Annotated in this window: 25 protein-coding genes; 11 read left to right on the top strand and 14 right to left on the bottom strand. The window is 69.3% G+C overall.

All coding sequences use genetic code 11. The features are described from left to right. Window positions 1-143 precede the first annotated feature (143 nt). Window positions 144-353 (top strand): hypothetical protein, encoded by a 210-nt coding sequence (locus ITJ66_RS14435; protein ID WP_124767435.1) that lies wholly within the window; start codon window positions 144-146, stop codon window positions 351-353. A gap of 75 nt (window positions 354-428) precedes the next feature. Here the strand turns inward: ITJ66_RS14435 and msrA are convergent, their stop codons facing one another. The 3 genes from msrA to ITJ66_RS14420 all read right to left on the bottom strand — a co-directional run bounded on the left by msrA (window position 429) and on the right by ITJ66_RS14420 (window position 2979). Beyond that, the gene (gene msrA / locus ITJ66_RS14430; protein ID WP_064295677.1) at window positions 429-977 is read right to left on the bottom strand and encodes a peptide-methionine (S)-S-oxide reductase MsrA; all 549 of its coding nucleotides are present in this window, start codon (window positions 975-977) and stop codon (window positions 429-431) included. 150 nt (window positions 978-1127) lie between these two features. Then, complete coding sequence (locus ITJ66_RS14425; protein ID WP_194645074.1) at window positions 1128-1775, bottom strand: MOSC domain-containing protein; 648 nt, start codon at window positions 1773-1775, stop codon at window positions 1128-1130. A 97-nt stretch (window positions 1776-1872) separates the two neighbouring features. Beyond that, window positions 1873-2979: a LacI family DNA-binding transcriptional regulator gene (locus tag ITJ66_RS14420; protein ID WP_194645073.1), complete on the bottom strand. Its 1107-nt coding sequence runs from the start codon at window positions 2977-2979 to the stop codon at window positions 1873-1875. A 96-nt stretch (window positions 2980-3075) separates the two neighbouring features. Between ITJ66_RS14420 and ITJ66_RS14415 the strand changes: the two genes are divergently transcribed. Next, on the top strand, window positions 3076-5067 hold the full coding sequence (locus ITJ66_RS14415) for an aldo/keto reductase (protein WP_194645072.1): 1992 nt from the start codon (window positions 3076-3078) through the stop codon (window positions 5065-5067). 325 nt (window positions 5068-5392) lie between these two features. Here ITJ66_RS14415 and ITJ66_RS14410 read toward each other — a convergent pair whose 3' ends face one another. The 4 genes from ITJ66_RS14410 to ITJ66_RS14395 are packed head-to-tail and all read right to left on the bottom strand — an operon-like array spanning window position 5393 to window position 10348. Next, the gene (locus tag ITJ66_RS14410; RefSeq protein WP_194645071.1) at window positions 5393-6484 is read right to left on the bottom strand and encodes an ABC transporter permease; all 1092 of its coding nucleotides are present in this window, start codon (window positions 6482-6484) and stop codon (window positions 5393-5395) included. Beyond that, the gene (locus ITJ66_RS14405) at window positions 6481-7494 is read right to left on the bottom strand and encodes an ABC transporter permease (RefSeq protein ID WP_191941852.1); all 1014 of its coding nucleotides are present in this window, start codon (window positions 7492-7494) and stop codon (window positions 6481-6483) included. Before ITJ66_RS14405 ends, ITJ66_RS14410 begins: the two co-directional genes overlap by 4 nt. After that, a complete protein-coding gene (locus tag ITJ66_RS14400) occupies window positions 7491-9317 on the bottom strand; it encodes a sugar ABC transporter ATP-binding protein (protein ID WP_194645070.1) in 1827 nt (608 codons plus the stop codon). The genes ITJ66_RS14405 and ITJ66_RS14400 overlap by 4 nt, the downstream gene beginning before the upstream one ends. Further along, the gene (locus tag ITJ66_RS14395) at window positions 9314-10348 is read right to left on the bottom strand and encodes a sugar ABC transporter substrate-binding protein (RefSeq protein ID WP_079706592.1); all 1035 of its coding nucleotides are present in this window, start codon (window positions 10346-10348) and stop codon (window positions 9314-9316) included. The genes ITJ66_RS14400 and ITJ66_RS14395 overlap by 4 nt, the downstream gene beginning before the upstream one ends. A 280-nt stretch (window positions 10349-10628) precedes the next feature. On the opposite strand from ITJ66_RS14395, the gene ITJ66_RS14390 reads away from it, so the two are divergent. The 3 genes from ITJ66_RS14390 (at window position 10629) to ITJ66_RS14380 (ending at window position 13099) form a co-directional block, all read left to right on the top strand. Next, entirely contained in the window at window positions 10629-11300 is a 672-nt protein-coding gene (locus tag ITJ66_RS14390) for a FadR/GntR family transcriptional regulator (RefSeq protein ID WP_064295672.1), read from the top strand. A 93-nt stretch (window positions 11301-11393) separates the two neighbouring features. Then, complete coding sequence (locus ITJ66_RS14385) at window positions 11394-12461, top strand: hypothetical protein (protein ID WP_194645069.1); 1068 nt, start codon at window positions 11394-11396, stop codon at window positions 12459-12461. Window positions 12462-12646: 185 nt separating this feature from the next. Beyond that, window positions 12647-13099 carry a hypothetical protein gene (locus ITJ66_RS14380; protein WP_194645068.1) on the top strand — a complete coding sequence of 151 codons (453 nt, stop codon included), beginning with the start codon at window positions 12647-12649 and terminating at the stop codon, window positions 13097-13099. 79 nt (window positions 13100-13178) lie between these two features. Here the strand turns inward: ITJ66_RS14380 and ITJ66_RS14375 are convergent, their stop codons facing one another. Continuing rightward, entirely contained in the window at window positions 13179-14333 is a 1155-nt protein-coding gene (locus ITJ66_RS14375; protein WP_228501932.1) for a HAMP domain-containing sensor histidine kinase, read from the bottom strand. After that, window positions 14330-15064, bottom strand: a complete 735-nt coding sequence (locus tag ITJ66_RS14370) for a response regulator transcription factor (protein ID WP_194645067.1) — start codon at window positions 15062-15064, stop codon at window positions 14330-14332. The genes ITJ66_RS14375 and ITJ66_RS14370 overlap by 4 nt, the downstream gene beginning before the upstream one ends. A 197-nt stretch (window positions 15065-15261) precedes the next feature. Here ITJ66_RS14370 and ITJ66_RS14365 point away from each other — a divergent pair, with 197 nt between their 5' ends. The 3 genes from ITJ66_RS14365 (at window position 15262) to ITJ66_RS14355 (ending at window position 16959) form a co-directional block, all read left to right on the top strand. Beyond that, window positions 15262-15945, top strand: coding sequence for a M15 family metallopeptidase (locus ITJ66_RS14365; protein ID WP_194645066.1), 684 nt, complete (start codon window positions 15262-15264; stop codon window positions 15943-15945). A gap of 169 nt (window positions 15946-16114) precedes the next feature. Next, complete coding sequence (locus ITJ66_RS14360) at window positions 16115-16375, top strand: DUF6458 family protein (RefSeq protein ID WP_085513906.1); 261 nt, start codon at window positions 16115-16117, stop codon at window positions 16373-16375. An 8-nt stretch (window positions 16376-16383) separates the two neighbouring features. Then, a complete protein-coding gene (locus ITJ66_RS14355) occupies window positions 16384-16959 on the top strand; it encodes an SRPBCC family protein (RefSeq protein ID WP_194645065.1) in 576 nt (191 codons plus the stop codon). Between the two features lie 17 nt (window positions 16960-16976). On the opposite strand, the gene ITJ66_RS14350 is transcribed toward ITJ66_RS14355, so the two are convergent. From ITJ66_RS14350 to ITJ66_RS14340, 3 genes are all read right to left on the bottom strand, one after another. Further along, window positions 16977-17771, bottom strand: a complete 795-nt coding sequence (locus ITJ66_RS14350; protein WP_194645064.1) for an SDR family NAD(P)-dependent oxidoreductase — start codon at window positions 17769-17771, stop codon at window positions 16977-16979. A gap of 152 nt (window positions 17772-17923) precedes the next feature. After that, window positions 17924-19588: an MDR family MFS transporter gene (locus ITJ66_RS14345; protein ID WP_194645701.1), complete on the bottom strand. Its 1665-nt coding sequence runs from the start codon at window positions 19586-19588 to the stop codon at window positions 17924-17926. Between the two features lie 32 nt (window positions 19589-19620). After that, window positions 19621-20337, bottom strand: coding sequence for a TetR/AcrR family transcriptional regulator (locus tag ITJ66_RS14340; RefSeq protein WP_228501931.1), 717 nt, complete (start codon window positions 20335-20337; stop codon window positions 19621-19623). An 83-nt stretch (window positions 20338-20420) separates the two neighbouring features. Between ITJ66_RS14340 and ITJ66_RS14335 the strand changes: the two genes are divergently transcribed. The 3 genes from ITJ66_RS14335 to ITJ66_RS14325 all read left to right on the top strand — a co-directional run bounded on the left by ITJ66_RS14335 (window position 20421) and on the right by ITJ66_RS14325 (window position 22682). Then, window positions 20421-21011: a TetR/AcrR family transcriptional regulator gene (locus tag ITJ66_RS14335; protein ID WP_194645062.1), complete on the top strand. Its 591-nt coding sequence runs from the start codon at window positions 20421-20423 to the stop codon at window positions 21009-21011. A gap of 256 nt (window positions 21012-21267) precedes the next feature. After that, complete coding sequence (locus ITJ66_RS14330) at window positions 21268-21837, top strand: hypothetical protein (RefSeq protein WP_191941864.1); 570 nt, start codon at window positions 21268-21270, stop codon at window positions 21835-21837. Between the two features lie 239 nt (window positions 21838-22076). Next, window positions 22077-22682: a hypothetical protein gene (locus ITJ66_RS14325; protein WP_194645061.1), complete on the top strand. Its 606-nt coding sequence runs from the start codon at window positions 22077-22079 to the stop codon at window positions 22680-22682. Between the two features lie 36 nt (window positions 22683-22718). On the opposite strand, the gene ITJ66_RS14320 is transcribed toward ITJ66_RS14325, so the two are convergent. Both ITJ66_RS14320 and ITJ66_RS14315 read right to left on the bottom strand, forming a co-directional pair. Beyond that, complete coding sequence (locus tag ITJ66_RS14320) at window positions 22719-23768, bottom strand: aldo/keto reductase (protein WP_194645060.1); 1050 nt, start codon at window positions 23766-23768, stop codon at window positions 22719-22721. Window positions 23769-23826: 58 nt separating this feature from the next. Beyond that, complete coding sequence (locus ITJ66_RS14315) at window positions 23827-24822, bottom strand: hypothetical protein (protein ID WP_194645059.1); 996 nt, start codon at window positions 24820-24822, stop codon at window positions 23827-23829. Window positions 24823-24882: the final 60 nt, after the last annotated feature.

The raw sequence follows: 24882 nt of genomic DNA, 5'->3' as shown, positions 1-24882 counted from the left end.
CCGTGCTTCATCATGACAGCACCGACGGCCGATGGACAACTTCCTATCCGTCAAGCGAATGCGACTGACGACTGGAGGCATCGTTGCGAGATCGTGGCGCGATGGTCCGCAGATCTTCAGGAACCGTCCGTAGGATGCTGATCGTGGGGTGGAAGTGGCCGTGGGGACGCAAGCGCATCGTCGATGCGCCGGTCGATGCCGGGTCCGACCCCTATCTCCAGTACCTCGAGTGGGTCCGCCTCGGGAAGCCGTCACTGGCGTCACCCGACGATCCACCGCTGCAGTTCGACCCGCGGTTCGCGCCACGACTGGCGTCCGACGCCGTCAACTCCTCGCGCGCCGACGGCGTCTGAGCCTGTCGGCCTGAGCCTGCCGGTCCACGCACAGCACAGCGCCCGACACCGAGGTGCCGGGCGCTGTGGACGTGCTTACGCGGTGGCCTGCTCCGCAACCTCGGCGCGGCGCGGGAGCTTCCAGCCCGGGCGCACGAAGTGGCAGGTGTAGCCCCACGGGATGCGCTCCAGGTAGTCCTGGTGCTCCGGCTCGGCCTCCCAGAACTCGGACACCGGCTCGACCTCGGTGACGACCTTGCCGGGCCAGAGCCCTGAGGCGTCGACGTCGGCGATCGTGTCGCGTGCGACGCGCTCCTGCTCGGGCGAGGTGAAGAAGATCGCCGAGCGGTAGCTCAGGCCGACGTCGTTGCCCTGACGGTTCTTCGTCGACGGGTCGTGGATCTGGAAGAAGAACTCCAGGAGCTCGCGGAAGGACAGCTTGCTCGGGTCGAAGACGACCTCGAGGGCCTCCGCGTGGGTGCCGTGGTTGCGGTAGGTGGCGTTGGCGACGTCGCCACCGCTGTAGCCCACGCGCGTCGACTTCACGCCCGGCATCTTCCGGACGAGGTCTTCCATGCCCCAGAAGCATCCGCCGGCCAGCACCGCGCGCTCGGTCGTCGTGCTCTGCTCGTCTGCTGCACTCATCGTGACTCCTCCTTCGTGCCGAGCACCGTGCGGGGTCCCCGCGTGCTCCGGTCTTCGGCTCCATGGTATGCAACAGCGTCCGCTTCCGGACTGTTCCGGCCGGGGCTTGCACTCAGCGGTCACACAGGTGTGCGGACGCGACGGCAGCCCTCAGACGGTCCGCTTGCGGCGGAGTTGCTTGATCGACTCATGGATCTCGGGGGCCAGCACCACGGCGCCCGACTGCTCCGACTGCTCGAGGGTGACCGCCTGCGCTTCGTCCGCCGCGGCGAACCAGGAGGCGACCGTCACGCCGTGGCCGGGCTGTCGGACGATCTCGATCGGGTCGCCCGCCTGCACCGTCCCGCTCTTGACCACCTTGAGGTAGGCACCGGGCCGTGCGGCGTCGGCGAAGCGCTTCACCCACCGGGGCTCGCCCAAGCGCCGCTGGAAGGTGCCGCACGGCGTGCGCGGACAGGTCACCTCGACGACGAGGGTGTCGCCGATCCGCCAGCGTTCACCGATCTCGGCACCGTTCACGTCGAGCCCCTGCGTGCGGAGGTTCTCGCCGAACAGCCCCGGCGTGATCTCCCGACCGAGCTCACCCTCCCAGAACCGCGCGTCCTCCTCGGCGTAGGCGTAGAGCGCCTTCGTCAGACCGCCGTGGTGTTTGCGATCGGCCTGCACGTCGCCGTACAGCCCCATCGGCCGCACGTGCAGCGGCTCGTCGACGGGCCGCTTGTCGATCGCGGTGACACCGATCGAGCCGTCGTCCATCTGGAGGGCTTCGACGCGACAGAGGGCGAGGAGTTCAGACATGTGACCAGTCTGCCGTGTCGCCTGCGACCGTCCGGACGACGGGGCCGGTGTGGCCCGGGTGGAGTGGCTCATCGGAGCGGCTCAGGCGGACACTGGCTCAGGCGGACTCGCGGACGACGAGTGAGACACCCACCGAGCGTCGGACGGACGGTCCCGAGAGCGGGAGCGTGCCGGACATCATGCCGTCGAGCAGTTCGAGACTGTGCCGTGCGATGTCGCCCTTGTCGACGGCCACGCTCGTGAGCTCGGGGGTGACGAAGCGACCGAGGTCGAGTCCGTCGATGCCGATGACGGCGACGTCCTCCGGCACGCTGACCCCGGCACGGGCGAGGCCCTTGAGCACGCCGACCGCCATGACGTCGTTGAAGACGAGCACGGCGTCGACGTCGGGCATCGCGGCGCGGCACCGCAGGGCGGCCGAGACCCCGCCCTGGTGGGTGTCCTCCGCCCAGGTCTCCGATGCCTCCGACCACGGCAAGCCGTGCTCCTCGAGGAACGCCCGGTACGCGAGACGCCGTCCGGACGGTTCCGCCGAGGCGTCGATCATCGCGATGGACCGGCGCCCGGTCGCGATGAAATGGGCGAGCGCCTGTCGGATGCCGTCCTCGAAGTCGATGTCGACGCCCGCCACCTGCAGCGCGGGTTCCGAGCCGGACGGGTCCGCTCCGGCCTCGGACTCCTCTGGCCGGTGGTCGCCGAGGGAGACGAACGGGATCGTGGCGAAGGCGCCCTGGAGCGCTCCGTGGTCGGCACCGTTGCGCCCGACGACCGCGTCGACCTGCCGTGCGAGTTCGGCGAGCTGCGCACGTTCCGCGTCGGGGAGGTCCGGTCCACGATCCGCGGCGGCGGGCCGCTCGCCCGATGCGTTCGCCGCTCCCCCGACCTCGGCGACCAACACGGTCCATCCCCGCTCGGCCGCCTGCTGCACGAGGGCGGCCGCGAGCTCCGGGTAGTAGGGGTTCCGCAGGTCGTCGACGACCAGTCCGAGCGTCGTGGTCCGGCCGCTCACCAGGTGCTGCGCGGCGCGGTTCGGCCGGTAGTTGAGCGAGGCCGCGACCTCGACGACCCGTTGTCTGGTGGCGTCGCTGACGTCGCGCATCCCGTTGAGCGCGCGGGTCACCGTCTGGCGCGAGACACCGGCGACCCGGGCGACGTCGATGATCGTCGCTCGCGCCGGAGCGTGATCGTCGCGGGGCCTGGTCATGGTCACATCGTACTGATACGCTCACACCGTGAACGTTCACGGTGACGTTCGCCACAGACCATCGCACCGCCGATCAACGTTGAGGAGCACCACCATATGGAACACGTCGCCTGGGGGATCATCGGACCCGGAACGATCGCCGAACGGTTCGCGACCGAGCTGCACGCCAGTCGCACCGGTCGACTCGCCGCCGTCGCCAGTCGTGACGCGTCGCGTGCCGAAGAGTTCGGTGGGCGCTTCGGCGACGGCACGGCTCCCGTCCGCGGGTACGGCTCGGTCGCCGAGTTGCTGGCCGACCCCGACGTCGACGCGGTGTACATCGCGACCCCGCACACGGAGCACGTCCGACTCGTGATCGAAGCGGCCGAGGCCGGCAAGCACATCGTCAGCGAGAAGCCGCTCTCGGTGAACCGCGCCGGTGCGATGCTCGCGATCGAAGCCGCCCGCCGTGCCGGCGTGTACCTCGCCGAGGCGTTCATGTACCGCTTCCACCCGCAGACCGCGAAGCTCGTCGAGCTCGTGTCGTCGGGTGCCATCGGCGACGTCCAGCACATCGAGGCGTCGTTCGCATTCGCCGCAGATCTGCCCGCCGACCACCGACTCATGAACCCGGAGCTGGCGGGCGGCGGCATCCTCGACGTCGGCGGCTACCCCGTCTCCATCGCGCGGCTCATCGCCGGTGCCGCCGTGGGTGCACCGTTCGCCGATCCGACGGAGGTCACCGGGAACGGCACCATCGGTTCCACCGGCGTCGACGAGTGGGCCAGCGCGTCGCTCGTCTTCCCGTCGGGCATCACGGCGCACGTCACGAGCGGCGTGCGCGTCCAGGACGACAACCGCGTCGTCGTCACGGGCTCGACCGGCCAGATCATCGTGTCCGACCCGTGGCTGCCGTCGGTCGAGGACGGCTCGACGATCGAGGTCCGCACCATCTCCGGCACGGAGTCAATCCACATCCCAGGCGCACCGCAGTACGCGTTCCAGGCCGACGCGGTCGCTGCGTTCGCCGACGCCGGTCAGGCACCGCAGATGCGCTGGGCGGACTCGCTCGGCAACGCGGCGACCCTCGACCGCTGGCGCGAGGCGGTCGGCCTCGAGTACCCGTTCGAGTCGATCGACACCGACATCCCGACCGGTTCCGGCCGGCCGCTCGCCGTGCGCGCCGAGCTCCCGATGCCGACCGGTCGCATCGCGGGCATCGACCACGACATCTCGCGGCTCGTGATGGGTGTCGACAACCAGCAGACCCTGTCGCACGCGTCGGCGATGTTCGACGACTTCTTCGAGCGCGGCGGCAACGCCTTCGACACGGCCTGGCTGTACGGCGACGGCCTGCAGGAGCAGTTGCTCGGACGCTGGCTCGCCAACCGTGGCCTCCGCGACGACGTCGTGGTGATCGGCAAGGGTGCGCACACGCCGTTCTGCGACCCGGAGTCGATCTCGCGTCAGCTGTTCGAGAGCCTGGACCGGCTCGGCACCGACCACCTCGACCTGTACCTGATGCACCGCGACAACGTCGAGGTGCCGGTGGGCGAGTTCGTCGACGTGCTGAACGAGCACGCCGAGGCCGGTCGCATCCGTGCGTTCGGTGGGTCCAACTGGTCCATCGAGCGGTTCGAGGAGGCGAACGCCTATGCGGCGGCCAACGGGAAGCGGGGCTTCGCGGCGCTGAGCAACCACTTCGGTCTCGCCCGCGCACTCGACGTGCCGTGGGCCGGCTGCGTGGAGGTGACGGATCCGACGAGCCGGGCGTGGCTCGAGGAGACGAAGACGCCGCTACTGCCGTGGTCGTCGCAGGCGCGCGGGTTCTTCACCGGGCGCGCCGAGCCCGAGGACCTGTCGGACCCGGATCTCGTGCGCTGCTACTACAGCGACGACAACTTCGAGCGGTTGGCCCGCGCCCGGCAGCTCGGCTCGGAGATGGGTGTCGCGCCGACCGCGATCGCCCTGGCCTATGTGCTGGCGCAGGACTTCCCGACCTTCGCCCTCATCGGTCCGCGGTCCATCGAGGAGACGCGTTCGTCGACCGATGCCCTGTCCCTGAAGCTCACCCCAGAGCAGGTCGCCTGGCTCGACCTCCGGGTCTGATCCGTTCCTTCGGGTGATGCCAGCGCGGTGCGCTGACGTCACCGCGGGGCACACACGTGAGCGCGGGTCTCCAGAGACCCGCGCTCACCCGTGTGAGGCGCGCCCACGCCGAGTCGCTCCTCCTCGCGTCAGCGCACCGCGCTGACGCGAGCGCGGGGTGGCCCGGCCCTGTGGGACCCGATGCCAGCGCGGTGCGCTGACGTCACCGCGGGGCACACACGTGAGCGCGGGTCTCCAGAGACCCGCGCTCACGCGTGTGGGGCGCGCTCGCGTCAGCGCACCGCGCTGGCCCGGCCACACCACCACAGCGGGAATCGGATGGGCGTCAGGTGAGGCGTTTGCGGGACCGGTCGCGCGCCAGGAGGACTCCGAGGAGCAGGATCAGGATGAGGACGACACCGCGGGCGAGACCTTGCCAGTAGAAGGACAGCCCGATGAGGTTCATCCCGTTCGTCAGCAGCGCGAAGATGAGCACACCGACAAGCGTCCCGAAGAGGTTCGGCCGCCCGGTCCGGCTCAGCGTCGTCCCGATGAACACCGCACCGATGGAGTCCAGCACGTAGAGCTGACCGCTATTGGCGACGAAACCCTGGCTCCGCGAGGCCAGGATCAGCCCGGCGATGGCCGCGATCCCGGCGGCGAAGATGAACGCCGTCGCCATCGACGTCCCCGCCAGCCGACCGGAGATCCGGGTCGCCGTCGGCTGCTCCCCCGCCGCGGTCAGCACCCGACCCCAGCGACTCCGTTCGAGCGCAGCCCAGACGATGATCAGCACGAGCACGGCGACGACGATCGGCGCGGCGACACCGAGCACGGTCCCGGCACCCAGCCACGCGAACTCGTCCGGCACGCTGCTCCGCGACAGGTAGATGGGCGACCCACCGTCGGTCGCGACTTGCTGCACGCCACCGCCGATGAACCAGACGCTGAGCGTCGCGAGGAACGGTCGAATGCGCAGCACCACGATGAGGAACGCGTTCACGGCCCCGACGAGCAGGCCGACGACCAGACCGCCGACGATCGCCACCCAGGCCACGTAGTCGTCGGCCAGGAGCGCCGACGCGGTGAGTGCCGCGAGGTCGATGGCGACACCGATGGAGAGGTCGATGCCACCGGCGCGGACGACGACCGTCATCGCGACGGCCGCGAGCAGGAGGAGCGCGTTCTGGTTGAGCACGCCGAGGAGGTTGTCGGCGGTCAGGAACGACGGCGACAGCACCGCGAACACGATGAGCAGCACGGCCAGCACCGCGGGGGCGAGCGCCTGCGGGACCGCGGCACCGAGGCCTCGGACCGTCAGCCTCGAGAGCGGGCCGCCGGAACGTTTGTCGTCGCAGCCTCTCGGTCCAGCCGACCCGGCGTTCGGGACGGAGACGCCGGTGGTGGCGGAGGACTGCGTGCGCGTGTCGACACTCATCGCTTGACGCTCCGTTCGCGGATCGCGGCGACCGCGAGGACCAGCAGGATCAGCACACCCTTGGTGATGCCGATCCACTGGCTCGGGACGCCGAGCTGACTGAAGCCGTTGGTGAGGATCGCGACGAACACGGCGCTGAACAGCGTCCCCGTGATCGTGACGACGAGCCGACGGGAGAACGCGATGGACAGGAACGTCGCGAGGAGGATGTCGATGAGCGACTGCTCGCCGATCCCCGGCAGTGCAGCGGACAACCGACTGGTCATGAGAACGCCCGCGATCCCTGCGAGTACCGCCGCGAGCACGTAGCTGACGACGATGTGGCGGTTGACATCGATCCCGGCCACCCGGGCGGCCGTCGGATTCTGCCCGACCGCGGCGTTCTTGACGCCCCAGCTGGTGCGCCCGGTGGCGAAGGCGACGACCGCGAAGACGAGGAGCAGCACGACGACCGCGGCAGGCACACCGACGACGTGTCCGCTCCGCAACCAAACCAGCCCGGCGTCGGAGACCGGCACCTTCACGTTGTTCGTGATGACGATGGTGAGACTCGTGACGATGCTCATCATCGCGAGCGTGACGAGGAGCGGGCGGATCCCAGCGACGACGACGAGACCGTTCACGAGCCCGATGACCGCCGTGGCACCGAGCCCGATGAGCAGCGCGAGCGGCAGACCGAGCTCGGCCTGCAGGAGCACTGCGACGAGGGCACCGGAGAAGCCGAGGACCGCGCCGATGGAGAGGTCGATGCCGCCGCGGACGACGTCCTCACCGCCCGTGACGACGACGATGGACAGTCCGAAGGCCGCGATCGCGTAGACCGCCGACTGGGTGAGGATCGTCGCGAGGTTGGCCGGGTCGAGGAAGCCGGGCGAGGCGACCGCGAAGACGACGACCTCGATGACGACGATCGCGTAGCCGATGAGTCCCAGCCGGGAGACCGGGCGACGCTTCGTCGTAGACTCCGCCGCGGCCGAGGGCGCAGCGGGTGGAGCGGAGAGGGCGGTCATGCGGAGGCTCCTCTGGTGGGCAGTGTGCCGCCTCCAGGGCCTGCCGACGGGGCAGACCTCGGGGGATCAGCCTGCGTAGACGACGTGGGCCCTTCGACAAGCTCAGGGACCGGGGCGGTTGATTTGTCAGAATCCGCATCGGTTGACGAGGTGGGCACGTCGACAAGCGGTTCATGCCCTTCGACAAGCGGTTCATGCCCTTCGACAAGCTCAGGGACCGGCGAGACCGAGGGGGCCGACGGCGTGGAGGCGACCTCGGCGGCGCCCGTCGACCAGGCGAGGATCGTGTCGGCGGTCGCCTGCGATCGGGGCAGCTCGGTCCGGATCGTCCCGCGGTACAGCACGAGGACGCGGTCGGCGAGCCCGATCAGTTCCTCGAGGTCGACGCTCACGAGCAGGACGCCGGCGCCCTGCGCGACGAGCGCGTCGATCTCCGCGTAGATCTGCTGACGCGACCCGATGTCGACGCCGGAGGTCGGCTGGTCGAGTACGAACACCGTCGATCCGGCCGCGAGCCACCGACCGAGCACGACCTTCTGCTGATTGCCGCCGGAGAGGCTTCCGGCCACCGCGGTGTCGTTCGCGGGCCGGACGTCGAGCCTCGTGACGAGGTCCGCGGCGATCTCGCGCTCGCGTCGCCCACGCAGGATCCCGCCGAGCCCGGTGACGCGGTCGAGCGCGGCGAGCGTGAGGTTCTCGCGGACGGACTGTCGGTTCAGGATGCCGTCGCGGTGGCGGTTCGCCGGTACGTACGCCCCACCGGCCCGGACGAAGGCCCGCGGCGAGCGGATCGTCGCCCGGCCGAGCCGCACGGTTCCGCCGTGCGCACGCAAGCCGGTGAGCGCGTCGGCCAGTTCCTCGAGGCCCGAGCCGACGAGACCCGTGACGCCCACGATCTCGCCCGGACGGACGGCGATCGAGACGCCGTGCAGCCGTTCCGGGACCGTCAGGCCGTCGATCGCGAGGACCGGTTCTGCACCGGCGTCGGCGACGATCCGTTCCCGGTCGCCGAACTCCTCGACGCTCCGCCCCACCATGAGCTGGACGATGGCGTCGAGGGTCGCGTCGGGATCGGCGAGGTCGAGCGCACCGACGCGTTCACCGTTGCGGAGGACCACGACGCGGGACGCGATGTCGCGCACCTCCTGCAGGTAGTGGGAGATGTAGATGACGGCGACGCCCTGGCTCTGCAGGGTCCGGACGGTGCGGAACAGCCGCTCCACGTCGCCGGCGGCGAGTGGCGCGGTGGGTTCGTCGAGCACGAGGACCCGTGGGCGCGTGATCGTCGCGATCGCGAGCTGCAGGAGTTGCTGCTCGGCGACGCTCAGCTCGTCGACGAGGGTCTTGCCCGGCACGTCGAGCCCGACGAGGTCGAGCAGCTCCCGCTCGGCGCGGCGGTCGAGCTGCCGGCCGGTGAGGAACGCGGAGCGCGAGCCGAGGAAGAGCTGCTCCGCGACCGTGAGCCGACCGGCCAGGTGGCGGTCCTGGTGGATGACGCGGACACCGAGGCGTTCGGCGTCGCCCGGGTTGCGGATGACGACCGGTTCGCCGTCGATCTCGATGGCACCCTCGCTCGCCGTGTAGAGGCCGGTGAGGATCTTGATGAGCGTCGACTTGCCCGCGCCGTTCTCGCCGACGAGCGCGACGACCTCGCCGGGGTACACCTCGAGGTCGACGTCGTCCAGCACCCGGACGCCGCCGAAGTCCTTCGCGATGCCACGCATGCTCACGGCGGGAGCCGAGGCTTCGGCCGTGGCGGCACCGGGCCGACCGCCCAGCGAGCGCTGGGCGGTCAGACCGTCGATCGAGGTGTCGTGCGTCATTCCAGGCCGAGTCGCTTGCGCTCGTCGGCGACGTTCGCCTTGTCGATGAACACGGCGTCGAGGTAGGTGCTCAGCGGCACCTCGTCCTGCTTGCCACCGAGGTACAGGGCGACGTTGTTCGCGCTCGTCGTACCGAACAGGGTCGGCTGCTGCGCGACCGTGAACTGGTACACCGAGTCGGGGTCCTGGATGAGGTCGAGCGCTCCGGGCTCGGCGTCGACGCCGTAGACCTTGATCTCGTCGCGGCCCGCCGCGTCGATGGCCTGCGAGGCACCGATCGCGGGGAGGTCCCAGCACGACCACACGGCCGAGATCTCGCCCTTGGGGTAGCGGGTGAGCGCGTCGTTCGTCTTCTGCTTGGCGTCCTCGATGGTGCCCTCGTAGATGTCCTGCAGCTCGGGCTCGATGATCTCGATGTTCGGGTAGTTCTTCAGCACGAGCTTGAACTCGTCGTAGCGGATCTGGCAGGGGGTGACGTCGTAGAAGCCGTTGAAGACGAGCACCTTGCCCTTCCCGCCGATGTCCTCGGCGAGGGTCCGGGCGAGGGTGGAGCCGATCTGCCAGTTGTCGGAACCGATGTTGTTCACCGAGTTCTCGCTGGCGTGGTCGATCGTGAACACCGGGATGTCGGCATCCTTCGCCTGCTGCAGCGCCGGGGCGAGCGTGGTCGCGTCACCGAGGATGACGACGATCGCGTCGACCTTCTGCGAGACGAGGTTCTCGACGTTGGCCAGGTGCTTGTCGTCCTGTGCGTCGGCCTGGGTGGCGACGACCTTGGCGCCCAGCTCCTCCAGGCGGTCCTGCACACCCTGGTAGGTGAGGCGGCCGAAGTCGCGGACGACGTCCTTGGCGGCGACGCCGACGGTCTTGCCCTTGAGCGAGGGGACGTCGACGTCGGAGGCGGCGGAGCTGGCAGCGGCGCCGCTCGTCGACTCGCTGGACGAGGACTGCTTGAGAGAACAGCCGGTGGCGAGGCCGGCCACGACGGCCAGGGTGACAAGAGACAGCGCGAGGCGCGATCGACGACGCATGGGGACTCCAGATGACGGTGGGGTGCGGGACGGTGCAGGGGGTGGTGGAGCGTGCCGGCGTCCGCTGTCGGAGCGATCGGGGCGCACCGGGACGTCGGGTTGCAGCAACAGTAGGGAGTGATCGGACGGGCCGCGAGAGGGCGCTCAACCTGACGTAACACAAGGTGCCCGGTGTCGGCGTTGCGTGGAGCCTGGTCGGGGTGCGGCCCGTGGAAACGTCGGATGTATCATGGCGCGAGGCGGTGTTCCACGTGACCGTCTCGCTCGAGCAGGGGGTCGCATGGCAGTCACGGACGAGGCGATCGCGCGGATCCAGGCGATGATCGTCGCCGGCGACCTCACACCCGGCCAGCGCCTCCCTCCGGAGAAGGAGCTCAGCGAGACCCTGGGGCTCTCCCGCAGTTCCCTCCGCGAGGCGGTGAAGGCGCTGGAGCTGATCCGCGTGCTCGACGTCCGTCGCGGCGACGGCACCTACGTCACGACGCTGGAGCCGAGCCTGTTGCACGAGGCGATGTCGTTCGTCATCGACATGCACGCCGACGCCTCCCTCATCGAGATGTTCGAGGTGCGCCGCATCCTCGAACCCTCCGCGTCGGTGATGGCGATCCAGCACCTCGACGACGAGCGGATCGCCGAGCTGCGCAGCATGGTCGATGAGGTCGACGAGTCCACGACGGTCGAGGACCTCGTCGCGCACGACCTGCAGTTCCACGCCCGCGTGATCGAACTGAGCGGCAACGCCTACCTCGCGAGTCTGCTCGCCGCGCTCGGCAGCAAGACGGTCCGGGCCCGCATCTGGCGTGGCCTCACCGAGGAGAAGGCCGTCGCTCGCACCCTCCAGGAGCACCACGCGATCGTCGACGCCCTCGAGAAGCGCGACACCGAACTCACCCGTGCGCTGGTCACGGTCCACGTCTCCGGTGTCGAAAGCTGGCTCCGCCGCTCGATGTGACCCCTCCCCCTGCCCGCGAACTGTCACTTGCCGCTAGTCCGGGCCGCTCGGACGAGCCGTTGGTGACAGTTCGCGGGCAGGTAGCGTGAGGGGATGGACGGCACGATCGACACCCGAGCGCTCATCGACCCCATCGACCGTGACGCCATGGCGAAGGCGCCCTCGTACCATCGCGCGCCGTCCGCCCGGCTGTTCATCGGCCTGCTCGCGGCGATCGTCGTGGTCACCGTCGCCGGGTTCGTCCTGTTGGGAACGCTGCCCTCGCCCTCACAAGGCGGCTCCGGCCCGACGCCGCTGCTCGGGATCGGGCTCCTCGCGGCCGCCGCCGTCGCGGTGTTCGCAGTCCTCTCCTGGCGTACGAGACGCATCAAGCGCTTCCGCCTCTCCCAATTCGCCGCGGCCAACGGGATGACCTTCACCGCAGACCTCAGCTACCCTCCGTTCCCCGGCATGATCTTCGGGATCGGATCGTCGCGGCAGTCGACCGACGTGCTGCGGGGTGGTCGTCCCCGCGCCGTGGAGTTCGGCAACTACCGGTACACGGTCCGTCACGGGAAGAGTTCGACGACCCACCACTGGGGATACGTCGCGGTGAAGCTCGACGTCCCCCTGCCGAACATCGTGCTCGATGCGATCGGCAACAACGGGTTCGGCTCGAACCTCCCGGCAGCGTTCCAACGGGCCCAGCGACTCTCCCTGGAGGGCGACTTCGACCGGCACTTCACGCTCTACTGCCCCGAAGGCTACGAACGCGACGCGCTCTACCTGTTCACGCCGGACATCATGGCGAGGTTCATCGACCACGCCGCCGAGCTCGACGTCGAGATCATCGACGACTGGCTGTTCCTCTACACGAAACGGGAGGTGTCGACCCTCGATCCCGACACCTGGGCCTGGCTGTTCAGCATCGTCGACGCGCTGATGACGAAGTTGGACCAGTGGGCTCGGTGGCGGGACGACCGCTTGCAGCCACAGACGTCCGGAGCTCCGGAGCACCCGCTCGCACCCGGCGCTCAGACCGCCTCTCCCGCGATCGGACTGCTCACCCCGCCGCCGGGCGTCGCTTCATCCGGCCGCAGGTTGCGACGATCCGGGAGGTGGATCCCCGTCGCGTTCGTCGTCGGAACGCTGATCGTCTGGATCGTCTCACGCATGAACTGACCCGCCCCTGCCCGCGAACTGTCACTTGCTGCCAGTCCGGGCCGCCCCGACTAGCGGTTGGTGACAGTTCGCGGGCAGGGGCGGGATGTTGGGAACGTCTGGTGATCGGGAGACGAGGACGGAACAGGCCGGTTGATGGGATGGCTGGGTGACCGACACCGGTCACCTGTCAGAAAGGTCCATCCATGCGCCGACCCACAGCCATCGGCTTCGCCGTCCCCGTCCTCGCCCTCATGCTGGGGCTCACCGCCTGCTCCGGATCCGCGGAAGCACCGTCGGGCGGTGGATCGCCGTCGACCGCCGACTCCTACGCCGAGGCGTTCGACAACTACACGATCTCCCTCGCGGGCTGCCTGCGCGACCAGGGGTTCGACGTCGAGGACCCGGAACCCGGTACCGCGATCACCATCGACGGCAGCGAGGCGATGAACACGGCCTACGATGCCTGCGCCGACGAACTCGGCCCGCCGCCAGCGAACCCCGACCAGCCCAGCAAGGCCGAGATCTCCGACGAGCTCCGGCTCCGCGCCCAGTGCTTGCGTGACCAGGGGTTCGACGTCCCGGACCCGGATGCGAACGGGGTGTGGGACCTGCCGGAGGACCTGTTCGATGAGGCCAGGGCCTGCGCCGTGCAGTGACCTCCGCACCAGCCGGAACGGCCGACCGATCCTGTGATCGGTCGGCCGTTCCGTCGTTCCGTGTCCTGTCGTTCCGCGGTCAGGCTCCGGCCGGGTCGGCGTCGTGAGCCGGCAGCAGCACCGTCACCTCGAGTCCACCCGCCGGCAACGGCGCGAGCCGCAGTGCCCCACCGTGCAGCTCCACGATGCGCGCACCCAGGGTCAGCCCGAGACCGTTCCCCCGGTCGCGCCCGGCAGCCCGCGCCATCCGGGCGTCCCGCCGGTCGAACGGCTCCACGAACCGCGCCACCTCAGCCTCGTCGAGCAGCGGTCCCGAGTTGCTGACCACGACGACGGCGCGTCCCGGCGATTGCGGGTCGGGTCCGACCCACACCGAGACCCAACCGTCCGCACCGCTGTTGTATCGCACGGCGTTCGACAGCAGGTTCGTCAACAACTGCTGGAGGAGCACGCGGTTGCCTCGCACGGATGCGCTCCGGAGGGTCGACGAGATCGTGACCCCGGCGTCGGCGGCCTCCGACGAGATGAGCTGCGACGCGTCGCGAGCCACCGACGCGAGGTCGACGGGCGAGGTCACGAGCGGTCGGCGATCGAGCTGGTTCAGTTGCAGGAGCGCCTCGACGATCGCGATCCCCCGCTCGTTCGTCTCGTGCAGCCGCCGCAACGCGCGGCCGACGTCGCGGCCCTCCGGGTCGGCCTGGGCGACCTCGATGAGCATCTTCATCGTCGCAAGCGGCGTCCGCAGTTCGTGCGAGGCGTTGGCCGCGAACCGCTTCTGTGTCAGGAACGACTGCTCGAGGCGTGCGAGCATGTCGTCGAAGCGATCGGCGAGCTCGCGGAACTCGTCGCGGCGACCCGTCATCGCGATGCGGTGGTCGAGCGAGCCCTCCGCTGCCGCACGCACAGCCGCGTTGAGATCGCGCAACGGCCGCAGAACCCGTCCAGCGACGATCCAGCCGACGCCGGTACCGATCACGGCCATCGCGATGAGCGCGAGCATCGAGTAGTTGATGAGCGAGTCGCGGATCTCGCCGCGGGAGATGGCGTAGATCTGTCGACTGTCCTCGGCGGGCGCGAGCGGATAGCTGGGGAACCGCCAGATGATGACGTTGATGACGATGAGCGCGATGAGTCCCGTCACGACGGTGAAGGCCGCGTAGGTCGCGGTGAGTTTGACGCGAGCGGTCATCCACGTCGGCCGGGCGTTGTCACCGACGGCCGGAGCGGCGGTCATGCGCCCACCTCGTCGTCCTCGTCGTCCTCGTCGTCGGCGTCCGCGCCGCTCGTCTCAGCGGGAGTCTCACCTGGCGGGAGGACCCGGTAGCCGACGGCCGGCACGGTGTGGATGATCCACGGCTCGCCGAGCACTTTCCGGAGCGTCGACATCGTCACCCGCACGGCGTTCGTGAACGGGTCGGCGTGCTCATCCCAGGCGCGCTCGAGCAGCTCCTCGGCACTCACGACGCCACCCTTGGCCGCGAGCAGGATCTCCAGCACCGCGAATTGCTTCTTCGCCAGACGCACGTACCGGCCGTTGCGGTACACCTCGCGGCGGAACGGGTCGAGCCGCACACCGGCGTACTCGAGGACGGGCGGGAGCGACGCCTTGGGTCGACGCGCCAACGACCGGAGCCGGAGGACGAGCTCGCGTAGCTCGAACGGCTTCGTCAGGTAGTCGTCGGCGCCGATCTCGAAGCCGCTCTCCTTGTCGTCGAGGTCGGCGGCAGCGGTGAGCATGAGCACCCGGCAGGGCAGCTCCTGGGCGATGATCCAGCGGCAGACGTCGTCGCCGTGCGTGCCAGGGAGGTCGCGGTCGAGCACCACGACGTCGTAGGCGTTGACGGCGAGCCGCTCGAGCGCGGTGTCGCCGTCGAACACGAGATCGGCGGCGAGCCCCTCGTGCTGCAGACCCTCGAGGATGCTCTCGGCGAGGTACTGCTCGTCCTCAGCGATCAGGACACGCATGGGACCTCCGGTGTTCGGGACGGATGACGCGTCGATGGCGTCACACCGGCGCCCGCGATGGGCGTCGTGTCGATCGTAGGCGGCACCGTGTTTCGGAACCGTCTGGTGATCGGCCGACGCCCGCGCAACCGTCGTCGAGCTGGACTGGGGGCCTGGTCGTCGCGTGCCGAACACCGACGACCGACCGAGGAGGAACCATGCAGCACGACATCCAGCACCAGCAGCAGCAGCCGCACCGGCACCCGGGCCGACGGAGCACCGTCGCCCGCAGAGGCTCCAACCGAGCCGTCGTCATCCTCGCCGCCACGGCCGTCGCCCTCACCGCCGCGATCGCCCTGGTCGCGTGCACGGGCGTCGCGCCGACCATCACCCGCGGGATCACCGCGCTGGCCGAGCGCCCGTCGGGAGACGCGGGTGCCGGAACCACGACCACGACGGACGGCGCGTTCGGAACCGACGACGGCGTGCTGGACGAGAACCGGTACTCGGCCTACGACACCGATCTCCCGGCCATCGCGAACCTCGATGCGGACCTCCTGGAGGCCGTCCAGCAGGCGACCGACGCAGCGGCGCAGGACGACATCGCACTGTACGTGAGCTCCGGCTGGCGGAGCACGGCGTACCAGCAGCACCTGCTCGACGAGGCGATCCTCCAGTACGGCAGTGAGGCGGCCGCCCGGCAGTACGTCGCGACGCCCGACGGCTCCTCGCACACGCGCGGGGCGGCAGTCGACATCGGTGCGACGGACGCCGACTACTGGCTCATCGAGCACGGCGCCGACTACGGCCTCTGCCAGACCTACGCGAACGAGATCTGGCACTTCGAGTTGGCAACCGTCCCCGGCGGCGAATGCCCGGAACTCCTGCTCGACGCCGGATGAGGCCCCGAGCCAACATGACGCCTCCGCCCATACTCCCCCGCCTTCCGCCGCCACAACCCCCGTCTGCCAGGCGGCGATCACCCCGATACTGGGTTGAGTCGGTCGCGGGACCTGCACTGCTCGAGCCTGCCGCTCGGGACCGCGAAGGCCGAGAGAAGTGGAGTCCGTCATGGGTATCGGAACTGGAATCGCACTGGTGGTCATCGGCGCCATCCTGGCCTTCGCCATCAACGTCGACGTGCCCGCTGTCGACCTCACGATGATCGGGTACATCCTCATGGCGGCCGGCGCCGTCGTGTTCCTCATCTCGCTGATCCTCATGCTGCGTCACCGCCAGGTCTCGTCGACCACCCGCTCGGCCGTCGACCCGAACAGTGGCGAACGCGTCACCCGACGGAGCACGACCGACAACGACGGTCCGGTCCTCTGAACGACTGGATGGCCCGCCTGACCCGGCGCGGCGACGGAGCAGCCGAAGAGGACGACGAGACGAAGCCCGGCCAGGAGGGCGAGGAGCAGCCCAAGCGCACCCGCACGGCAGAGGACGGGGTCTCGACCGTGCAGCACAGCATCGTCGTCGACCTGCCCATCGCCGCCGTCTACAAGCAGTGGGTCGACTTCGAGTCGTACCCGGAGTTCCTCCCGGCGGTGCGCGAGGTGACGACGACCGGCGAGGTCTACAGTCGCTGGACCGTCGCGATCAGCAAACTCTCGCGGCAGTTCCTCGTCGAGATCCTGGAGCAGCTCCCCGAGGAGCGCTTGGTCTGGCGCACCATCGAGGGCGACGTCTGGTTCAGTGGCGACGCCACCTTCGACGCGATCGACAAGCAGCAGACCCGCGTGGACGTCACGGTGCACTGGAAGCCGGTGTCCGCGGTGGAGCGGACCGCTGCGGCGCTCGGGCTCGCCGGACGGGTCGTCCGTGGGACGCTCGAGGCGTTCAAGACCTACATCGAGTCGACCGGCGGCCCCTCGGGTCACTCCCGCATCAAGGTCGTCTCCCCGAAGGGCTAGCCGTCGGCCCCACCTGATCAGCTCATGAACGGTCGCAGGTCCGGGTACCCCGTGGTCTGCCAGGCGCCGTCGACCACGAGGTTGTCGCCCGAGATGTACGACGCGTCGTCGCTCGCGAGGAACAGGGCGGCTGCGGCGATCTCCTCCGGCGCAGCGGCACGACGGAGCGGGATGCGCTCGTCGTACGCGGCCTGCACACCGGGGATGTCCGTCAACGACTTCGTCAACGGCGTCGCGACGAGACCTGGCGACACGGCGTTCACGCGAATGCCGTGCTCACCGAGCTCGAGGGCCGCCTGCTTGGTCAACATGACCGCGCCGGCCTTCGACGCCGTGTAACCGACACCGAAGTGCATGGGGACGAGCGAGTTGAGCGAAGCGATGTTGACGATCGACCCGGCCTTGCCCTCCGCGAGGAACTGACGGGCGGCGAGCCGTGTGCCGTTGAAGGCGCTGTAGAGGTTCAGCCGGACCGTGAAGTCCCAGTCCTCGAAGGAGATGTCGGTGATCGTCCCGGCACGTGATCCACCGGCGACGTTGAAGAGCGTGTCGAGCGTGCCGAAGCGTTCGACGGTCTCGGCGACCAACGCGGAGAAGTCCGCCTCGTCGGTCACGTCGGTGCGCCGACCCCACACGCGATCGCCGAAAGTCTCGGCGGCGCTCGCGATCAGCTCGGCGTTGATGTCCGCGACGACGACCGAGGCGCCCTCGGCGACCAGCCGTTCGGTGATCTTCGCCCCGATGCCGGACACGCCCCCGGTGACGATCGCGACCTTGCCGGCGAACCGACCCTGGATGGATTCATTCGACATGATGCGGCTCCATTCTGCTCGCCGGCTCTGGCGAGCACCTCCAGCATACGCATCTATCAGTCACATGTCAGATAGTTCCAACCGACCCGCAGCATGACGACGCCGGCCCCGGGACGGTGTCTCCCAGGGCCGGCGTCAGGCAGCGGCGAACCCTACCGCGGTGACTGCTCGCGATCGGCGTCCGCCAGCTCACCATCGTCGGTCGAGGCCCGGTCGAAGGAGGGCGCCCCGGCGGTCGAAGCCGGCACCTTGCCGCGCGCTGCAGCCTCGAGTGACTCCGCTTCGTCCCCACCGACGGCCTCACCACGGGCGACGAGCCCGGCGACGTCGGACAGCGGGATCTGCTTGAGGAACAACGACAGCAGGAAGGCCGCGCCGATGAACGGCAGCAGGTACCAGAACACCGGGGCGAGAGCGTCGGCGTAGGCGGTCACGACACCGTCGCGGATGCCCGGCGGAAGCTGGCTGAGCGTCTGCGGGTCGATCGTCGCCGCCGCGTTGGAGGCGTCCCCAGCGCTGGCTCCCGAACTCGCAAAGACGTCCTTGAGGTTGGCGGTGAGCCGCGTGGTGAAGATCGTGCCGAACACGGCGACACCGAGCGACGCACCGACCTCGCGGAAGTAGTTGTTCGTGCTGGTCGCGGTTCCGACCATCGACGCGTCCACCGAGTTCTGGGCGACGAGCACGACGACCTGCATGATCAGGCCGAGACCGGCGCCGAAGAAGAACAGGAAGACGCAGATCAGCCAGATCGGGGTGTCCGCCGTGAGCGTCGTGAACGCGACCATGGAGGCGGCGGTGACGAGCGTGCCGATGACCGGGAACATCCGGTAGCGACCGGTCCTCGTGATCAGGTTGCCCGAGACGATCGAGGTACCGATGAGGCCGACCATCATCGGGATCATGAGGAGACCCGATGCGGCTGCCGAGGTGCCGGACGACATCTGGAGGAAGGTCGGCACGAAGCCGATGGCTGAGAACATGCCGAGGCCGAGCGTGAGGCCGATCGCGGTCGCGTTGATGAACGTCGGGTTCTTGAAGAGCGACAGCGGGATGATCGGGTCCTTGGCGCGTGCCTCGGTGATGACGAAGAGCAGCGCGGCGAGCAGCATGCCGATGCCGAACATCCAGGTCTCGATGGCACCCCACCCGTGCGCGGCGTCGCCACCGAAGTCGGTGAAGAAGATGAGGCAGGTGGTGAACGCCGAGAGGAAGATGACGCCGAGGAGGTCGATCGGCGCGGTCGCCTTCTTGTTCGGCAGCTTCAGCGTGAAGAACGCGATCGCGAAGGCCGCGATGCCGACCGGGATGTTGATGTAGAACGCCCACTGCCAGGTGAGGTGGTCGACGAAGAAGCCACCGAGGAGCGGGCCAGCGACGGCGGAGAGACCGAACACGGCGCCGAGCGGCCCGAGGTACTTGCCGCGCTCGGAGGCGGGCACGATGTCGGCGATGATCGCCTGCGACAGGATCATGAGGCCACCGCCACCGAGGCCCTGGACGGCACGCCAGACGATGAGCTGCGTGAAGTCACCCGCGAACGCACAGCCGACGGAGGCGATCGTGAACAGGGCGATCGCGACGAGGAAGAGGCGACGACGGCCGAGGACGTCACCGAACTTGCCATAGACGGGCATGACGATCGTGGTCGCCAGGAGGTAGGCGGTGGTGAGCCAGACCTGGTGATCGACGCCACCCAGCTGCCCGACGATCGTCGGCATGGCGGTGGAGACGATCGTCTGGTCGAGGCTGGAGAGCAGCATGCCCGCGATGAGGGCGGCGAAGATGATCCAGATGCGGCGCTTGGTGAGCAGCATCGGGCCCTCGGTGGGTGCGGCGGTGGCGGCGGTCACGGGAGGTCCTTTCGGGGAGTGGGGTTCGTGTGGGGGTTCTGGGGCGCGGCGGCGGTGGGTCCGGCGTCGGCGGATTCGGGGTCGGCGGGCTCGAGGATGGTGCGATACGTCGCGAGGCATTCGCGGATGGAGCCGACGATGTCGAACTCGCCGCCCTGGCCGAGGTCGGCGACGCCGCTGCCGAAGACGCGCGCCATCGTCGTCTTGATCGCCATCCCGAAGAGGTCGGCGCAGGCGCGGGCACGCGGGTCGTCTGCCGGGACGCCTTCCCGCACGGCGATGAGCTCGACGAGCAGTTGCTCGCGCTCACGGTTGAGGCCCATGAACCGGACCAGCAGCTTCGGTTCGCGCTCGAGGGCGGCGTGGAAGTCGACGTGCTCGGCCAGGCCGAATCCGGATCGCTCCGCGTGGCCGGCCGCGATGAGCATGAAGTCGTCGAGCACGGCGCGCCACCCCCGCGAGCCGAGCGCGAGGAACTCGGTGGCGAACCGCTCGGTCTCCTCGGTCTCGTCGACGCCGAGGACGGCGTCCTCCTTGCTCGGGAAGTAGTTGAAGAAGGTGCGGCGCGAGACGCCGACCTCCTCGCAGAGTTCTTCGATCGTGAAGCCGTTGAGTCCCTGGGCGGCCGTGAGTCGACGCGACACGGTCGTCAGGCGCGCGGCAGTGGCGGCCATCCGGTCGGACAGTCGATTCGTCGAAGTTGCACTCTGCATCACGAAGTGCAGTATTGCACTCTTCGAGCCGTGGTGCAACTTGGGGCACGAGCCGCCCGGTCGAGTCTCACTAGAGTGAACGCATGGACCCCCGTCAGGCACGAACGCGCAGTGCCCTCCGCGACGCGATCCACACCCTCGCGGCGGCGAAGCGCATTGATCAGGTGACCGTGGCGGAGGTGTCCCGGGTGGCTGGGATCACGCGCGACACCTTCTATCGCCACGCCGCGACACCGGTCCACCTGCTCGCCGACGTGCTCGGTGAGGAACTGGACGAGACGCTCCGTGCGCACGCCGATCTTCCGGCGCGCAGCGACTCGACGCTGAGCGTCTTCGACGAGTCCGAGCGTGACCTCCTGCGCCACGTGGCCGAGCACGCGACGATCTACCGGAACTCGATGCACCCCCGGCTCATCGGACCCCTGCGCGACGCGCTCACCGAGCGGATCGAGCAGGCGCTCGCGCACCACCTCGACCGACACCCGCACATCGCCCCACCTCGCGAGGACGGCATCACGCCGGAGCGACACGTGCGCATGCTCGTGGCCTACGCCGGCGCCGGCACGGTCGCGGCGATCGAGGAGTGGTTGCGATCCGGCGACCTCGACGACATCGACGCCGCGGCCCGCACCGTCATCGCGGCTTCCCCTGCCTGGTGGCTCGGCCGCTCCTGACCCTGGGCCCGGGCCTGGGCCTGGGCCTGGGCCTGGGCCTGGGCCTGGGTCTTACGCCAGCGCGGTGCGCTGACGCGAGCGCGGGTCCCTGACGTGAGCGCGCCCCTCCGGAGACCCGCGCTCACGTCCCCTGGGGTGCGCTCACGCCAGCGCATCGCGCTGGCACAACGGCCTCATGCGCGACATATGTCGGTGTAGGCATATCTGCACTGTGGATAACCCGAGCGGCCTCTTCGACCGCCCGTAGCGTCGAGGGATGTCAACGATCTCCTCACCTCGAACCTTCTCCACACTCGCACTGGCGGTGGGACTCCTCGCGCTCACCGCGTGCACGGAAGTCGAACCGGCTCCCCCTCCGAGCAGCACTCCGCCGGTCTTCGAGAACGAGGAACAGGCACTGGCTGCGGTGACGGAGACCTATCAGGAGTTCATGCGGATCTCGAACACGATCCTCGTCGAAGGGGGTGTCGACGTTGATCGAATCGACGTCATCGTCGGAGACCAGTTGGCCGAGTTCGAGCACGGCAGCCTCATCGAACTCGCTACTGCGGGAAAGACACTTGTGGGTGCACCGACACTCGTCTCGACCCGCATCTCAGAGTGGTACTCCACTCCAGACTCCCTCGGTGTCATTGCGAAGGCGAAGTCTTGCATCGATCTCAGCTCTGTCGATGTTCTTGACGCTGCGGGCAACTCGACGGTACGCCCTGACCGCCCGCGGACCCGCACTTGGGCTTACGACGTAGGTGTGGGTGGCACGGGGCAGTCCGACTTCGTCCTTCTCGAACACGACGTAGACGCCGAAGGAGAGTCATGCGAAATTTGAGATGCGCGTTGGCTACCGCGACGGCCCTGCTCGTCGCGATAACGCTCGCACCCGCAAGCGCCGCGTTCGCCACCTCATGCGGTTCAGAGGGTCAGCTGGAAGGAGCTTGTGTCGGCAGTGGCTCGGTCGACATCGGGGGCAGCATCGAGCAACCCGGTTCGGGTGGAGGCGGCGGTTCCGGCGGCGGAACAGGCGGAGGCGACTACGAAGGAGGCGGCTCCGCCGAGCTTCCGCCCGGTGTGACCGATGGGCCCAACGGTGAGCGGACGGTCTGCAGCCTCATGCGGCCGGACGAGTGCTACACCTTCACCCCCGGCGACCTCGGCACCGAACTCGGAGCAGCACCCGCAGCCCCGGTCACGATCCGCGACGTCGCCAGCTTCGCCCCCGCCGCACCCACCGTCACCACCGAACCCGCCGCCTGGGGTGTCCGCGGGCTCCACACCAACGTCATCGCAGGTGCCTCCGGACACACTCGCACCGGCACGCTCCTCGGCCAGGTCGCAGAGGTGAACTTCATCCCCGTCGCCTTCACCTTCGACTACGGCGACGGCGACGGCGACACGACCACCACCCGGACCGGTGGATCCTCGTGGGCCGCCCTCGGGCTCGCCGAGTTCTCCAAGACCCCGACCAGCCACCGCTACACGACGGTTGGGACGAAGACGATCACCGCGGAGGTCGAGTACGCCGCCGAGTACCGCATCGGTGACAGCGGCTGGCTCCCCGTCGTCGGAACCCTGTCGATCCCGACCGACGAACCCCACGCGGTGCAGATCGTCCGCAACTCCACCGTCGGCGTCGACGAACCCTGCCGCCCCGGCAAACCAGCCATCGGCTGCTGACCGCGTGATCGGAACCGTGCTCGAGCTCGGTCCCGATCAGATGAGCCCCTCGCGACCGCCCGACACCCAGTTCGGGTCGGCGGCCCGCGGACCGCTCACCTGGTCGGCGTGGGTGTCGATCTCGGCTCGGATCTCGTCCGTCAGCTCCACCTGGAACGCCTCGAGGTTCGCGTGCAGGTGCGCGACGCTCCGGGTGCCGGGGATCGAGACGACCCGTGCACCGAGCTGCTGTCCTCGGTCGTGCACCCAGGCGAGCGCGAGCGCCTCGGCGGTCGTCCCGATGCGGTGGGCGAGGGTGCGGAATCGGGCCGCCAGTTCGAGGTTCGCTGCGAGGTGCTCGGGCTGGAAGCGCGGGAAGTTCGCTCGCGTCCCACCGAGCGGCACCGTCTCGGCCGTGAAGTCCTCGGTGAACAGCCCGCGCGACAGCGGCGAGAACGCGACGACCGTGACGCCGAGCTCCGCCGCCGTCGGGACCACGTAGGTCTCGATGTCGCGGCTGACGATGCTCCACTCGGACTGGATCGCGGCGATCGGGTGCACGGCGTGCGCGCGGCGGAGTTCGTCGCCCGTCGCTTCGGACAGACCGATGCGGAGGACTTTGCCGGCGGCGACCAGTTCCGCGAGCGCCCCCACGGTCTCCTCGATCGGGATGTCGGGGTCGACGCGGTGCTGGTAGTAGAGGTCGAGGTGGTCGGTGCCGAGGCGGGTGAGCGTCCCGTCGATCTGCTCGTGGAGGTGTGCACGGTCGCCGCGGATCCCTCGTTTGCCGATGCCGCCGCCGGTGACGATGCCCACCTTTGACGCGAGGAAGACGTCGTCGCGGCGCCCGGCCAGGTACCGGCCGAGGAGTTCCTCGCTCCGGCCGTCGCCGTAGACGTTGGCGGTGTCGATGAGGTTCACGCCGCTCGCCAGGGTGGCGTCGAGGATGGCGGTGACATCGGCGTCGGCGATCGCCCCGTAGGTACCGGCGATGGACATCGCGCCGTACCCGATGGCGCCGACCTCCGTGGTGGTGTCGCCCGCGCCGATCGTGGTCGAGGGCAGCGCGGTCGTGGACGGCTCCGTGGCCAGGGGTGCTTCGCTCATGGATTCACCGTACGGCGTCAGGACAGGTTCGACGTCCGGTTCGTCACGCGGTGCAACGTCAGACGCGCGAGCCGGCGCGGGCGGCGAGTGCCTGCAGGAGCGCGGCGGGTTCCTCGGGGTCGTCGATCGTGATCGCGAACTGCTTGCCAGAGGTGCTCGTGACGACGAGTCCGGGGCCGGAGCGCAGCACGACGGCCGAGCGGCCGGGCATGATCCGGTAGCCCCAGCCGCCCCAGTCCATCGGGCGGATGTCGGTGGCCTCGACGACGTCTACCTGGTCGAGGGGGATGCGCTTCATCGGGATGCCGAAGAGCGAGACGACGCGGAGGCCGCGCCAGTCCACGCTCACGCGGAGGCGGATGAAGGAGGCGCAGAGGAGGGTCGCGACGGCGAGGATCGACAGACCGAACATCGCGACACCCGACTCGCCGCCCAGCAGGATCGGCGTGTAGGCGACGGCGCCGATCGCGACGAGGGCGAGGCTGAGCCAGAGGAACAGTAGGGCTGTGACACTCCGGCTCCAGGCACCGACCTCGGTCTCGCCGAGGTCCATCGGCGCCGGTCGTGCAGCTGCACCGGCGAGCAGCGGCTGAGCCGGCAGGATCACGGCGGGGATCACGCCCCAGAGCGAGCACGCGGCGAGCGGGACGACCCACCAGCCGAGGACCGCGCCGTCGACCGATCCCGCCTGCACGGTGAGCCACGTGGGGATGATCCACACGGACGCGGCCGACCCGGCGGCGATGCCGATGAAGAGGACGATCATGCGTTTGGTGCGCATGTCCGGCTTCGGCAGGGCGAGCAGGATGATGGCTGCGATCGCGGCGACGGACGCGATGATCAGCGTCACGAGGAAGACCCCCGCGGCGGGTAGGGAGTCGTCCGGTGCCCCGGTGCCCGACCAGTGCGAGGCGACGTCGACGGGGATCGCATCGCCCCAGACGAGCCGGGTGAGTGCGATCGCGATCGCCGGGACGGCCATGGCGACGCCGGCGAGCAGGATCCGTCCGCGCGCAGGTGCTGCCGGTGGCGGTGTGGTGGTGGTGTCGTGCATGTGCTCCCCCTGAGCTGCTGAGGTGGTCCGATCGTCGGTGGTGACGGCCGACGTGGTCGT

It is taken from the genome of Plantibacter sp. VKM Ac-2885 (assembly GCF_015351205.1).
Classification (GTDB): domain Bacteria; phylum Actinomycetota; class Actinomycetes; order Actinomycetales; family Microbacteriaceae; genus Plantibacter; species Plantibacter auratus.
This window is presented reverse-complemented; position numbering and strand designations above follow the sequence as displayed.